This window comes from Pradoshia sp. TA40_28, assembly GCF_059694525.1.
This window is the reverse complement of record NZ_JCATZO010000002.1, coordinates 12,316-25,885: the sequence shown is the minus strand read 5'-3', so window position 1 is coordinate 25,885 and position 13,570 is coordinate 12,316. Positions and strand designations below refer to the sequence as shown.

The following is a 13,570-nucleotide window of genomic DNA, read 5'->3' as shown; positions in this document are numbered from 1 at the left end:
AAAAAAGGATGTCGCAATGACAAACCTTTTCTTTTTGCTTAATATAAAAAAGAATTTCCTACCATTGACAAGATTAGTCTAGTTTACTGTTTTTTGTTCTTCTAAGATTGTACCGGGTACAGTTATGTTATTAATGAGCCTCTTATAGGGTTTGTTTTTTACATCTAGCACTCTCTTTTTAAATTCACATCAATAATAGCTTTGTACAAACTTCATATTCCTTTCATTAGAATACACCAATCCTAATGAATATATTATAGCAACGATATCCATAAAAAATCCTTCTTTGTTTCGGTAACCCACCTCATCCTTTATTGATTCTGGCAAATTATCGATATTTATATCTTTTGATGCAGCTGCATCTATTGTAGTCATTAAGTAAATGACTATTTCATGAAAAAGATCATTAAGTAACATATCTGCTTTAAATGTTTTTCCGTAGAAAATGGATTTAATTTCTTCAAGATGTTCTGAACCTAATAACACTCCGGTAAATTAAGAGATACAGAGTGATAATGAAATCTCTGGTGGTGATTAGATGAATGATCAACCCAAAAATAGAGAGTTGCAATATTTTGAAGAATTGCTTGCGTTAATTAACACAATCCCCCAAAAACAATCAACCTTGTTAATTGGGATTGATGGCTGTGGGGGCGCAGGGAAAAGTACACTTGCTAAAAAGATAAAAGATAGATTTTCAGATGTAACAATTGTACATATGGACGATTTTTATTTACCATCTTCACAAATATTACGTATAAATCCAAAGAAAAAATCTATTGGCGCAGACTTTGATTGGAAGCGTTTGTTAAATCAGGTACTCATTCCGATCAGTCAAAACAAAGAAGGATATTTTCAGCGATATGATTGGGAGGTGGATGATTTAACAGAATGGTGTACTGTTCCCATTGGAGGAATTGTCATTATAGAAGGTGTTTATTCGATCCGGAAGGAATTATTTAATAAATATGATTTCACAATATGGGTTGAATGTTCACGAAAAGTCAGGCTTTCACGAGGCCTTGATAGAGATGGGGAAGATGCCCGTGATAGGTGGGAAAATAATTGGATGATAGCAGAAGACGTTTATGTTGAAACATATCAACCTTTTAAAAGAGCAGATTTAATCTTTAATGGAATGAATAAAGATTTACCGCTATAAAGAAAAACGAGTGAAATGGAACTTTACTAGTCGTATGGAAGTTGGTCTTAAGGATTACATTTATTTACAGGTAAATTAATAGGTTATTTGTCTGTAAGTGGGGTAAAAGAGTTGGGTAGGCTGCTAGAGACCATACTTTTGAATTTTCATGTCAGAAAACCTTACATATGATTGACAAAGAAGTTTACATGGCATAAACTAACAATATCAATAAGAGATATTGAAGGGGGATACAGTGGTGAGCGGTAACATCAGAAGAACGATGCCACTTTTTCCAATAAGTATTGTCATGCAGCTGACCGATTTAACTGCACGTCAAATCCGCTATTATGAAGAGCACCAATTGGTTCATCCTGCCAGAACAGATGGAAATCGAAGGATGTTTTCATTAAACGATATTGATCGTCTTTTGGAAATTAAAGAATTACTTGATCAAGGCATAAATATGGCTGGGATTAAAAAAATTCTTGGATTATCTGAATTGGAGCCAACTGAAACAATAGATAAAGAGGAACAATCAAAAGTACAACCAAAACCAGAATTGACTAATGCGCAATTAAGAAAATTGCTACGTGATGAAATTTTAAAGGCTGGCCGCTTTACAACAAGAGGCAGCAATCAATCTGGTGATATGCATCGTTTTTTTCATTAAAAATTAAAATATAAAAAAGCTTTATTATTCAAGGAGGACGAAGAAGATGGGGAAATACACTGCTGAGGACATTAGAAAGTTAGCGAAAGAAGAAAACGTTAAGTTCATTCGACTGCAATTTACTGACATTCTGGGAACAATTAAAAATGTTGAAATTCCTGTAAGTCAGCTGGATAAAGCATTAGAAAATAAAATGATGTTTGATGGTTCATCAATCGAAGGATTCGTACGTATTGAAGAATCTGATATGTTGTTATATCCGGATCTTGATACATGGGTAGTCTTCCCTTGGACTGCTGAAAAAGGAAAAGTGGCTCGTCTAATCTGTGACATTTACAATCCAGATGGAACGCCATTCTCTGGGGACCCGCGTGCTAATTTAAAACGTGTGTTGGAAGAAATGAAAGAGCTTGGCTTCACAGACTTCAATTTGGGACCTGAACCGGAATTTTTCTTATTTAAACTAGATCCAGCAGGGGAACCAACTTTAGAGTTGAATGATAAAGGTGGATATTTTGACCTTGCTCCTACAGACTTAGGTGAAAACTGCCGTCGTGATATTGTTCTTGAACTTGAAGAAATGGGATTTGAAATTGAAGCTTCTCACCATGAGGTAGCTCCTGGACAACATGAGATTGATTTTAAATATGCAGATGCTATCACAGCATGTGACCAAATCCAAACATTCAAATTGGTTGTAAAAACGATTGCACGTAAACATGGCTTACACGCAACCTTCATGGCAAAACCATTGTTTGGCGTGAATGGTTCGGGAATGCACATGAACTTATCTTTATTCTCTGATGGGAAAAACGCATTCTATGATACAAAGGGAGATATTGAATTGAGCGATACAGCTCGTCAATTCATCGCTGGTATCATTGAACATGCACCTGCGTTCACAGCCGTAACTAATCCAACAGTTAACTCATACAAACGTTTAGTACCTGGATACGAAGCGCCTTGTTATGTGGCTTGGTCTGCTCGTAACCGCAGTCCTTTAATCCGTATTCCAGCTTCACGTGGATTAAGCACACGTGTTGAGGTTCGTTCCGTTGACCCAACTGCCAATCCATACCTAGCGATGGCTGTATTACTAAGTGCCGGTCTTGACGGAATTAGAAATCAGAAAAAAGCTCCAGCTCCAATTGATCGCAATATCTATGTAATGTCAGCTGAAGAACGTGAAGAAGAAGGAATAAAAGATCTACCGGCTACTTTGTACCAAGCATTAGTCGAATTACAAAAAAACCCTGTCATCATGCAAGGTCTTGGTGATCACATTCTTGAACACTTTATTGAAGCGAAAGAGATTGAATGGGATATGTTCCGCACCCAAGTTCACCCATGGGAAAGAGAACAATACATTCAAATGTATTAATCAAAATGAAACCCTTGATACCATTGGTATTGAGGGTTTTTTATTTTTGTGGGCAAATACATAAGTCTAAGTTATTTTAAAACTGCCCACAAACTGTCCACGAATTTTTATCTATTTAACATGTCCCTCATGAAATCCTCAAATTTATTCATGGGATCTGCTTCAATCTTTTTAGATATATGAGAAGTGATGATAGGCCAATTGCGAATATCATTGGGGAAGCAATTGTACGTTTGAATTCAGAACGAAAAGTTTTGATTTAGTAAAAAGTTTGTCTTATTACTATAAAATTACCTGTCTAAACGTATCTTATATAGATTAAATTTTTGGAGGAATTTTATAATGAGTAAATACATTGATAAAATAAAAAGGTGTTATGCTTATGGATTGAAAATTTAAATTAAAAATGGTGGAACACTGTCGCTGCCCATCTTGTCAAAAAACAATTTTTCTACAACAAATATGTAAAATTCATAAAAAAATAAGGTTGGGCAGCGAATATCAACGGTATGTTAAGAGATTATCGGTAAATCGCTTTCGGAACAAACGATGTAGTAGTTAAAATAGCTCAAGGAACATAGTCTCTTGGCAATAGTATACACACCTGTTATCCTTACTCAAAAAGGAAATTATATCAATGAGTAAATTTTTGTGTATTTTCTACAAGTTAAAATTGCGATATTTACTTAACTATGTAAGACCATCTAAGAAAGTTAATAAAAAAATTCTCAACATACATCTGAAACTAAATAAGTTAGAAATGGTATCGAATTACAACGGTACGGTAATATGTAAGTGGTTTATCGTCAGTCCTCTCTTGGATATGCCGAATAATACATCTGAGATGACTGACGTGGGGGGAAAGCAACAATACGATTTAGATAAGAATTATACTTATCCAGAAAAAATTGCTGGAAGGTGTGATCATTGTGGCAGTTCTTACTTCAAATCCTCTGGGGGTAAAGGTATCTTCCTTCTTGAATGTCACAAGTGCGGTATGGAGAAGTCTATTTAACACACGTTTATTTTAGGAATTATTTACAATTATTTGTTTTTGAGCTATATTGAAATTGCACATATTCCCATACCGTGCCACCTTTTTAGATTTGTTTATAATAACCTTACAGAAAGAAGTCTGAGTATATTTATATACTTAGGCTTTTTTCGTTATCATTCTAATCTGAGTAAAAGTAATTAAATAATATATTTTAGGACTTCTTATTAGAGGTCCTAAGAGTGATGAACTCCCCTGTCAATCGCCCAATGTTGAATGAAGGGCAGTAGGTTAGCTGGAAACTTGACACAATGACACAACGGAGATGAAATTTGCATACGATAAGGATGAAGGGTATGGATGATTAGAGACAGTTGGTGAATACATGGCAGAAGAGTTTAAGGATTATCGACAACAAACAGATAAGCGGTTTGATAAACAAGATGATCGAATGGATAAGCAGGATAGTCGCATGGACAAGCAAGAAGACCGAGTAGGTAAAATTAACGATACCCAAATTATTCACGGTCAGCAGATAGCCGGTATACTGGAGACTCTTGAAGATATAAAAGGAGATACAGTATGGTTAAGAAGAACGGTCACTGGCGCGGTGATAGGTGGTACTATATCAGCTGTCATTGGTTTTGTTGTGTTTGCCATCCAGAAATTATATTAAGGAGGGTGAACCATGAAACGTAAGCGGATACCTTATTTTGAAGCATTAGTCAGCATGTTGAGTTATTACCTGGCATTGGTGTGTATGTTTAACAACGATATGTTCGAACAATTGCCAAAACTATATGGAACACTTGAAAAATTGGGAAGTGAAACCTTTTTTGCGTTAGTATTTTTCTTTGCTGCCACCATAAAAGTCATTGGATTGGTAATTAATAATCATACATTAAGAAAGATTGGTCTTGGCTTATCTGCCATAATTTATTTAGTGATAACTGTATCGTATGCCATGAGTGCCATTCCGTTAAACTGGGGAACTGGCATTTTCTTTTTACTCTTTGTTTTTAGCTTGTTGAATATATTCGAAGTCAAATATACTAAATTAATGGAATCATAGGGGAATTATTTGAACTAGTAAATTCGGTTTAAGAACCCTATATTTATCGTAACTATTTACTTCTTGGTGTTTACCTTAAATACTATGCGATTGAGACAGCGTCTGTGGTCTTGGGCACTGCGATTGTTACTGGGCGCCACAGCTTTGAACTACTGTTAGCGCATAGAATGTCGCTTCCTTCCAAGTGCTAGAAAAGATAGGATTTGAGCGCCACCACAGTATCTCGATAAAGTGGTCAAAATTTGAAACAATTCCTTACCTTTACCCTCTGGTTAACTATGACAATGGATTGTTATGTATCTTATTTTGACTCGTACTGTAATTTACCTTACACAAATGAAAAGAAGGCGATCCTTTTAGGAACGCCTTCTCTTGATTCAAGTGAACCTTATTTAAGTATGGTTTGTATTAGTACTGGATCATGATCGCTTGCCCGTCCATGTTCTTCCATGAAAGCAGCATTGATGTGAACGATATCAACCGCAGTACGCAATGTTAGTGATTTTGATACCAGGATGTGGTCAAGCGTTTGTAAATTACCTTGATAGGCATACGTATAGCGGTCAACTGTAGGAATAAAATCAATCATATTCGTCAGCTCACTGCCCTTTAGCGTTTTGAGTGTATCTGTAAATTCAAAATCATTTAAGTCTCCGAGAACAATAATATTGGTATCCTTGTCCTCGGATTGGATTTCTTTTGCGAATTGATTCACCACATTTGCAATGCTAATGCGCTGTTCTTCACTAGCCAATATGGCTGGTTGATTTTTTCCGAAGAGCGGTTGGTCACCGCCTTTTGAATTGAAATGATTAGCGATGACGATAACATCCTTCCCATTAAAGGTGAATTGGGCAGCTAAAGGCTTACGGCTATCATCGAAAGCTGGATTTTCGGGGGCAATTCGCCCTGGATTTAAAGTAAGTTTACCATCCTCAAAGCCGACAGCTTCATTGGCACTTCCTTTGGGAGCAGAGGCCAGTGACACGCGATCTGAGTCATACAAAAATCCGACGCGGATATTCGCTCCAGGAGCGCCTCCGTCTTGATTATTTAGCGGGGCGATATCTGTGAATGAATAAGCGGGACCGCCCAGTTCTTTGATTTTATCAATCAATGTTTGATAGCTTGCACTTGCATCTGTATTACCGCTATTTGTGGCACCATCATTATCCTGAATTTCAGTAAGACCAATGATATCAGGCTGGTTTAGATTGTCTGTAATGGCTTTTGCAAGTTTTGTAGTTTTCTCATCGCTTTCCTTCGGGGAGAAATTCTCCACGTTATAGGAAGCGACTGTCAATTTTTTTGCATGTTCCTTAAATTTCGTTACTTCTTGTTTCAGGCTACCATTTTTAAGATCCGGTAAATCATCCTTATCGGATAAGATCCGGTAATTGCTGAATCCATAACTGACAACACCGTGAATATCTCCAGTAAAAGAATCGCCAGTCTTGGTAACAAAGCTTGAATCGCCGGTATCAACGATGATACGCTCTGGGTTATAGTCGGTTGCTGAAATTCTTAAACCTTTTGCCAATGTGTTGAGCAGGGTATATTTTGACACTACATATAGTTCACCGTAATCTTGTGGGGCAATGACCTTCGGCTGTTTAATATTTACAAGCATTCCCTCTAGGCTTTCGTAATAATCAACCCCGTCCTGCCAAGGATCAAACTGACTGAACTGGTCGTTATCGATGATTCGTGTTGGCTGTCCTTTAAGCGGGCTAATCTCAATCGGTTTTGGTAGCGACTGTGATGTATCTACAATCGTTATATTAGAAGCATTGATTTCCGTTACCGGTAAATCAGTAGTTAATTTTTCGGCATATCCTTCAAGCACCCATTCTTTAACCTGGCCGCTTGCTTTAATTGTATCCCCAACTTGTACGGCATGGTTTTTTTTATAGACAAGTATGCCTTCTGAGGTCGCAAGGTTTTTATCAGGCGTTAAGGATTGCATGTAGAAGTTGTTGGCGTCGGCAATATAAGTTACGATACCTTCAACATCTGCCACATATTGATCTTGATAAGGAGAGTTATGCCCAGCACCTTGGATGTCATGTATCTTTAAACCGCTAGTGGCAATGGAATAGACTAGTGTTGCAATATCACTGTCTTTGTAGCCATCTGCTATGCTGATTGCTTTAATTGTTGTATTCTCTGTTATGATGATTGGAGTCGTGTACACTTGGCTGTTTATGGTTGGCTCCATTCCGTTTGTTGTATAGTAGATGATCGCGTTCTCCGTTTTTGTTGTTAAGGTAATAGCTGTACCCGATGAAACTGGTCCAGAAGAGATTAAACTCGTGACAGGAGCGGCTTTAGGAGTTGTATCAGGTTCTTCTGCAAAAACGATAGAGGTGGGTGATTTTAATCCTGGCACGGTATAGTAAGTCTCAAGGTTTCCAGTAACTTGAATTTTACTGCCGATGATTGACGGGTTTGACTGCAACCCAAATTGTGCTCGGAAGCTTCCCGAGAGTTGTATGGGAAGCAGCTTTTCTTTATCGGTCTCATTCGGTGAATCGGCGAGGGCGATATTAAAATCATTGCTGAAGGGGGAGTCAAAATCATAGCTGTTATTTCCTGTGGTGTGGGCAACGATATAGCCTTCAACGGTGGTGTTCCCTGTATTGCTGGCAATTGCCTCTTCTACGGTAATAGGTCCATCTGCCTTAGGTGTTTCCTCTGGAATGAAAATTGAGAGGAGCAGGAAAACAAGAAAGGTTGGGACAAAGAAGCGATTAATAATAGGCTTAGACATTCGACACTCTCCTTTATATTTCTGCTATTTGTCCCATATATTACAAAACGAAGAGCAATCAGTACAGGGTGGTTAGATTCATCTTTCTGTTGAAGTTTCTAATCGTCATAAGCAAAAAGTCATGATTGTACTATTATTATAAAGAATCTTTAGATTCAGAGTGATTAATTTTTATTATCTCTGTTACAAGCCATGTAATAAACGTGAGATAGTCAGGGGGGTTAGTTTCGTGTTATATAGCTATGTTGAAAGATAAAACTTTAGGAAATCCGACTAAAATTCAGTTGATGGGTATTGTATGGCTTTAAATTTTAACTGTGGAGAATGAGAAACGAGCGTAGAGAAGGGGAGGTAGTATTGATAATAATACGTAATCCATTATGAGAGCTTGTTAATGATTAATTATCTATTGGATATAGTCACATAAAAAAACCCCTCTCAATAATCAAGACGGGGTACTTTCAAGTCTGCGTATCGTTTGGCAACTAAGTGCTTTAATTGCTCTAAATCTTCCAATGTTGCTTTATTTCCGATAAAGTCTTTTATTACTGGCGGAATCGTTATAGTTTTTGGTTTTTCTACTGGTTCTTTAATGTCCATTTGCATCTATCCTTCTGAAAAACTAGTATAAATTCATTATATAATTACATTATTACGGACAGATTAATACTATTTTACATTTTAATATTATTATGAAGTCAAGTTTGTATTTTTAGCATGCAAAAAGGATCCGGCGATGTTGCGCGGATCCTTTTTGGATGGGGCATGTAGGACTCGAACCTACGACCTGATGATTAAGAGTCAACTGCTCTACCAACTAAGCTAATACCCCGTAAATATTGATTACATTATTTATTTTACTCTTTTCATTCTACTATTCAACTAATATGCTTACAGGAACTGAAAAGAAAGGAGAGGAAGTTAAAAAGACAAAATTAACTAACTGGTGTCCAATCTGGATCATGATTTTAGTTTGCTTCCCACAATTTTTGGAGGGAAAAATAAAAAACGTTTTCTCCTTGAATAATGCATATGTGAAGGAACGAGTTGTCGAGCTCCATCTGGTAAAAATGCTGTCATGGTATTAGTTGAAATATCGGCATGAACCATGCTTACTTTCCATTGATCATGATGAATATCACCTCTGATAATGAAATCTCCCCAAAAGCTGTACATACTATATCGTTCCAGTAGCCAAAAATCTAAAGAATCTGGTTCAGGTTCATATAAAATCCTTTGACGTTCATAATGAACATCAAACTGGTAAGCTTTATTGTGAGCAGTTCTTTCGCTTGAAAAATAAAATTGATCGCCCTCTTGCTGAAAAGACATATGAGCCTTTTTATAAGGTAAACCTAACCCCATTTGCGCACCTAAGACGGCTAACAGCTTGTCTGCTTCTAAACTAAAAAAATAGATGCCTGGGACATTCTTATATTTAACATAGGTGCGAACATTCAATTCTAGATATGTGTGAAGATAAGGAAAATGCGGAAGTCCTCGTGCTCTCATTTTGGTGACTTTAAAAGGAATGATGGAAATCCAGGATTTTCTCTCGAATAAATCTAGTTCTAATTCTTGCGGGACATATGGACGCAGAAGAGCGGGGGAGATTTGATAATGTAAAAATAGCATATCATTCCATACTTGTGTTAGTAACCAAGGCATATTAGGCATAGGGAAAGGGCGGTGTTGGGTTTCATTCAGTTCAAAATACATCATTTTCCCCTCTTTTCTAAGTATAGTAAATATTTGCCCATATACAGGGGCAAATAAACATAGCGATAAGATTTGAGTACTTTGAGCGTAATTAGTTACGCAACTGGTTTTGCTCATTTAGTGAGTCAATCAATTTACCCTTGATCTATTTATTTAGGAGGAGGGTTGCCCCTTCCTCGTCATCATGTTCCTAAAACATACATAGATAGATGAATCAGGTGTAAGGTGAGTATAAACGGTAAATTCAGTAAAAGTGGAAGTCTGTGTTTTCCTAAGAGGAGAAATCATGCATCTCAATATCGGAGATTATATCGAAGCCGCATGATTTGATAAAACAAATGTGCATCTTGGCCCATTTTGGTATGGGGATTTATTTGGGCCCCTAGACAATTTAATAACATTTCGTCACACTGTTTCGTAGGTCCAAACCTTTCATAGCAATCATCATGTCTTTTGCAGCATGAATCCACCTGGTTGGTAGGCCCCCATGGACCGGAACAGCCTGGTCCACACCAATTGTATCCAGGGTAACATAATCCTTTCCTTTTCCGCCTATTTCTTCTTCTCATAATGCCACCTCGCATACAGAACTTTTTATTATTATATGAAAGATTGGACAAAGAGTAAGGGCAAAATAAACAGGGAGAAATGGCGATCTTTAATAAAGTTCTAACTGCTATGGATAATAAAATCGAACCTTGCCTGATGCGCTGACTTAAAAAATAAGTTTAAAAGGAAGAGAAAAGCCCAGAGTATGTATCTCTGGACTTTTGTAATCAGTTTAAATGTAAGTATATATTAATTTGTTTATCTATTGATATTCCAAAATATCAACCTATTATTTATTTAATTCTCGAATGATATAGAGCCCTGAAATCCAACCTTGTTTACCGCCGGCTAGGTTTACTTTATACCATCCATTGCTGGTAACAGGATTGTTTTTGGCATCCAAAGCTAACTCGATATATTGATAATTGGAAAGGGTAGCGACTATATCACTGCCTGTATTGGCAGCTGAACGTACGTGTAGGGAGGTAGCATCCACGCGTGCTAGATTTTTAACAGACATATGTTGATAATAGTTGTTTAAGCTTATACTGGATGTATCATAAACTTTCCCTTTATATTTTACCTTTAATGTTTCATTATTATGTTTTTCTAAAAGATTGAAGGTTTCACCAGCCTGAATATTTACAGAAGATCCGGAGCTTGTTTTTGTTACATATTCAGAGCTAACCCATCCAGTTTTCCCGTTGTACTGAACCTTCATCCAATCCCCGCTTGTATTAACATAGGTAATGGTTTTGCCTTTTGGTATCGTAAGCAGAATAGAGCCGCTTGTTGATGCATTAGAGCGTAAATTCAGATTAGAAGTTGTCTTGTATACATTTGAACCAGTACCTTCTGCTGGTGTCAAAGTGATTGTCTTATGTGCAACGGCAAGGGTGCCAGCTGGGAAGACGTCTTTTGCATCAGGATAGGATGGTCTGCTCGGAACAGTTTTGTTTGGCGTTGCATTTTTAGCACTTTCCATACTGTAATTAAGCATCGCAGACATATGCTTGGCAATGGCTTTTCCCCAATTGGAATCACTGGCATAATAGAAATTCATTCCACTGCTTTGATTGTCAATTCTGTTTCCATTAGCATCCTTAACGGTATAACCAAGATACGCGCCTCTATAGGACCAATATCCTTCATTTAAATACGTTGCTTTCATCATTTGGGCAATAAATTCAATATTTGATTGGATCGTATTGAACTTAACAGCACCGACGAATGGAGCAGCATCATAAGCTCCGTAACCAAATAGATTATTTTTCGCCAAAGAAATAGTGGATTTACCAAAATTACTTTCATGAATGGCATGTGCGGCAAGATATAAAGCATTCACACCATACTTATTTGCTGCATTAATTACAATATTACCTTTATTATATAAAACACTGTTGGCAGATGTTGCGTTATTGGCAATATAAGCATTGATTTGAGCCGCTGTTACAGATGATTTAGTCCTTAAATCCATCATTATATAGGAATCAGAACTGATTTGATCAGACGAGTCCGAAGTGGAGGCACCCTTTTTAAGATAATCAGAACTGACCCAGCCAGTATATGAATTATAGGAAACTTTAAACCATGTGCCGCTTTTTGAGAGATACGTAACTTGACTCCCATTTGGAATAGTTGTAATAGCAGTTGAATCAGTTGAAGCTTTTGTTCGTAAATTTAAATTAGCAGTAGTGCTGTAAATGACATCTTTTTTGGGTTCCTCTTTTGTATCTTCGGTCGTCTGCTTAAGGAAGTCAGAGCTGACCCAGCCGGTTTTGTTTCCGTATTTCACCTTATACCAAAAACTGCTTTTAGATAGATAGGTTACTTTTTCTCCTTTAGGGATAATGGTTAAAATAGATCCCTGCGTAGAAGCTTCGGTTCTTAGTTTCAGATTGGCAGTTGTTTGATAGCTTACATTCTGCTCCGGTTTTACGGGAGAAGTAGGGGTGCTGTTGGTTGGTGTTGGTTTAGCGGTTGTAACTCCTTTTAAATAACTGGAGCTGACCCAACCGGTTTTACTATCGTATTTCACTTTAAACCACGACCCGCTTTTAGAGACATACGTAACGGATTTCCCTTTAGGAATCGTCGTAAGAAGAGATCCTTTTGTTGAAGCAGAAGATCGTAAATTCAAGTTAGATGTTGTTTGATACGTAACCTCCTGTTTCGGTTTTGCCGGGGCAGAAGGAGTGCTGTTGGTTGGTTTGGCAGTCGTAATCCCTTTTAAATAACTGGAGCTGACCCAACCGGTTTTACTACCGTATTTCACTTTAAACCACGTTCCGCTTTTAGAGACATACGTAACGGATTTTCCTTTAGGAATCGTTGTAAGAAGAGCTCCTTTTGTTGAAGCAGAAGACCGTAAATTCAAGTTGGAAGTTGTTTGATACGTAACTTCCTGCTTTGGCTTTGCTACAGAAGAAGGGGTGCTGCTCGTTGGTTTAGCAGTTGTAACTCCTTTTAAATAGCTGGAGCTGACCCAACCGGTTTTACCACTGTATTTCACTTTAAACCACGACCCGCTTTTAGAGACATACGTAACGGATTTCCCTTTAGGAATTGTTGTTACGACAGATCCTTTCGTTGAAGCAGAGGATCGTAAATTTAAGTTTGCTGTAGTTGTATAGGATAACGTGCTACTTAAAGCAACTGCTGCGGTCGCTGTTTCCTTTTTCTCATTCGTTTTTTTTACATAATCAGAGCTGACCCACCCCGTAGTCGTTTGATATTTCACTTTATACCATGACCCACTGGTGGATATATAGGTTACTGTTTGTCCCTTTGGAATGGTTTTCAGGACTTTTCCGTTTGTAGACGCTTTAGATCTCAGATTTAAGTTGGCTGTCGTTTGATAGTTAGAGACAATTGCTTTACTTGAACTAGTTTTTGTGACCTTTTTTACATATTGGTCATTGACCCATCCAGTACGATTATTGTATTTAACTTTATACCACGAACCACTCTTTGAAATATAGCTAACCTGTTTCCCTTTTGGAATGGTTAATGAAATAGCGCTTTTAGTAGAATTACTGGCCCGTAGGTTTACGTTGGCAGTCGTCTCGTAATAAGTTGAACTAGCTGCTTCTGCCTTTATTGAATCCAGTAAATGTAATGATGTTTCCCCGCTATACAGAATAAAACCGGCAGATAATAAGAGTGTTGTACCCTTATAGACCAATGGCTTACGTAGTGCCTTTTGATTTTGCAAATGTACATCCTCCTTTATTCTCCCTCTATTTTTATAAGTTTTATGGTAGATCCCATA

Annotated in this window: 12 protein-coding genes and 1 tRNA gene; 6 read left to right on the top strand and 7 right to left on the bottom strand. The window is 37.4% G+C overall.

The features are described 5' to 3' along the window. Positions 1–189: 189 nt before the first annotated feature. On the bottom strand, positions 190–486 hold the full coding sequence (locus tag AC58NB_RS02185) for a hypothetical protein (RefSeq protein WP_497425180.1): 297 nt from the start codon (positions 484–486) through the stop codon (positions 190–192). Between the two features lie 52 nt (positions 487–538). On the opposite strand from AC58NB_RS02185, the gene AC58NB_RS02180 reads away from it, so the two are divergent. The 6 genes from AC58NB_RS02180 to AC58NB_RS02155 all read left to right on the top strand — a co-directional run bounded on the left by AC58NB_RS02180 (position 539) and on the right by AC58NB_RS02155 (position 5,261). Then, positions 539–1,162, top strand: coding sequence for a uridine kinase family protein (locus tag AC58NB_RS02180; RefSeq protein ID WP_497425179.1), 624 nt, complete (start codon positions 539–541; stop codon positions 1,160–1,162). Positions 1,163–1,400: 238 nt separating this feature from the next. Continuing rightward, a complete protein-coding gene (locus tag AC58NB_RS02175; protein WP_497425178.1) occupies positions 1,401–1,814 on the top strand; it encodes a MerR family transcriptional regulator in 414 nt (137 codons plus the stop codon). Positions 1,815–1,860: 46 nt separating this feature from the next. After that, positions 1,861–3,195: a type I glutamate--ammonia ligase gene (gene glnA / locus AC58NB_RS02170; RefSeq protein WP_497425177.1), complete on the top strand. Its 1,335-nt coding sequence runs from the start codon at positions 1,861–1,863 to the stop codon at positions 3,193–3,195. 637 nt (positions 3,196–3,832) lie between these two features. Beyond that, complete coding sequence (locus AC58NB_RS02165) at positions 3,833–4,210, top strand: DUF8096 family protein (RefSeq protein WP_497425176.1); 378 nt, start codon at positions 3,833–3,835, stop codon at positions 4,208–4,210. 364 nt (positions 4,211–4,574) lie between these two features. Next, positions 4,575–4,865 carry a hemolysin XhlA family protein gene (locus tag AC58NB_RS02160; RefSeq protein ID WP_497425175.1) on the top strand — a complete coding sequence of 97 codons (291 nt, stop codon included), beginning with the start codon at positions 4,575–4,577 and terminating at the stop codon, positions 4,863–4,865. 12 nt (positions 4,866–4,877) lie between these two features. Then, positions 4,878–5,261, top strand: a complete 384-nt coding sequence (locus AC58NB_RS02155) for a hypothetical protein (RefSeq protein WP_497425174.1) — start codon at positions 4,878–4,880, stop codon at positions 5,259–5,261. A 388-nt stretch (positions 5,262–5,649) separates the two neighbouring features. Here AC58NB_RS02155 and AC58NB_RS02150 read toward each other — a convergent pair whose 3' ends face one another. The 6 genes from AC58NB_RS02150 to AC58NB_RS02125 all read right to left on the bottom strand — a co-directional run bounded on the left by AC58NB_RS02150 (position 5,650) and on the right by AC58NB_RS02125 (position 13,513). Beyond that, on the bottom strand, positions 5,650–8,031 hold the full coding sequence (locus AC58NB_RS02150; protein WP_497425173.1) for a DUF6359 domain-containing protein: 2,382 nt from the start codon (positions 8,029–8,031) through the stop codon (positions 5,650–5,652). Between the two features lie 438 nt (positions 8,032–8,469). Further along, entirely contained in the window at positions 8,470–8,637 is a 168-nt protein-coding gene (locus AC58NB_RS02145; RefSeq protein ID WP_497425172.1) for a hypothetical protein, read from the bottom strand. A gap of 153 nt (positions 8,638–8,790) precedes the next feature. Next, positions 8,791–8,863 (bottom strand) — tRNA-Lys (locus AC58NB_RS02140). A gap of 128 nt (positions 8,864–8,991) precedes the next feature. Continuing rightward, positions 8,992–9,867: a YqjF family protein gene (locus AC58NB_RS02135; RefSeq protein WP_497425171.1), complete on the bottom strand. Its 876-nt coding sequence runs from the start codon at positions 9,865–9,867 to the stop codon at positions 8,992–8,994. 176 nt (positions 9,868–10,043) lie between these two features. Further along, complete coding sequence (locus AC58NB_RS02130) at positions 10,044–10,319, bottom strand: Parvovirus coat protein VP1-like protein (RefSeq protein ID WP_497425170.1); 276 nt, start codon at positions 10,317–10,319, stop codon at positions 10,044–10,046. A gap of 269 nt (positions 10,320–10,588) precedes the next feature. Further along, positions 10,589–13,513 carry an SH3 domain-containing protein gene (locus AC58NB_RS02125; protein ID WP_497425169.1) on the bottom strand — a complete coding sequence of 975 codons (2,925 nt, stop codon included), beginning with the start codon at positions 13,511–13,513 and terminating at the stop codon, positions 10,589–10,591. Positions 13,514–13,570: the final 57 nt, after the last annotated feature.

Excerpts from the sequence above, each read along its gene's own strand:
- AC58NB_RS02165 (WP_497425176.1), top strand. The coding sequence starts at position 3,833 with ATGAGTAAATTTTTGTGTATTTTCTACAAGTTAAAATTGCGATATTTA.
- AC58NB_RS02155 (WP_497425174.1), top strand. The coding sequence starts at position 4,878 with ATGAAACGTAAGCGGATACCTTATTTTGAAGCATTAGTCAGCATGTTG.
- AC58NB_RS02145 (WP_497425172.1), bottom strand. The coding sequence starts at position 8,637 with ATGCAAATGGACATTAAAGAACCAGTAGAAAAACCAAAAACTATAACG.
- AC58NB_RS02150 (WP_497425173.1), bottom strand. The coding sequence starts at position 8,031 with ATGTCTAAGCCTATTATTAATCGCTTCTTTGTCCCAACCTTTCTTGTT.
- AC58NB_RS02135 (WP_497425171.1), bottom strand. The coding sequence starts at position 9,867 with ATGAGCAAAACCAGTTGCGTAACTAATTACGCTCAAAGTACTCAAATC.
- AC58NB_RS02130 (WP_497425170.1), bottom strand. The coding sequence starts at position 10,319 with ATGAGAAGAAGAAATAGGCGGAAAAGGAAAGGATTATGTTACCCTGGA.
- AC58NB_RS02180 (WP_497425179.1), top strand. The coding sequence starts at position 539 with ATGAATGATCAACCCAAAAATAGAGAGTTGCAATATTTTGAAGAATTG.
- glnA (WP_497425177.1), top strand. The coding sequence starts at position 1,861 with ATGGGGAAATACACTGCTGAGGACATTAGAAAGTTAGCGAAAGAAGAA.
- AC58NB_RS02160 (WP_497425175.1), top strand. The coding sequence starts at position 4,575 with ATGGCAGAAGAGTTTAAGGATTATCGACAACAAACAGATAAGCGGTTT.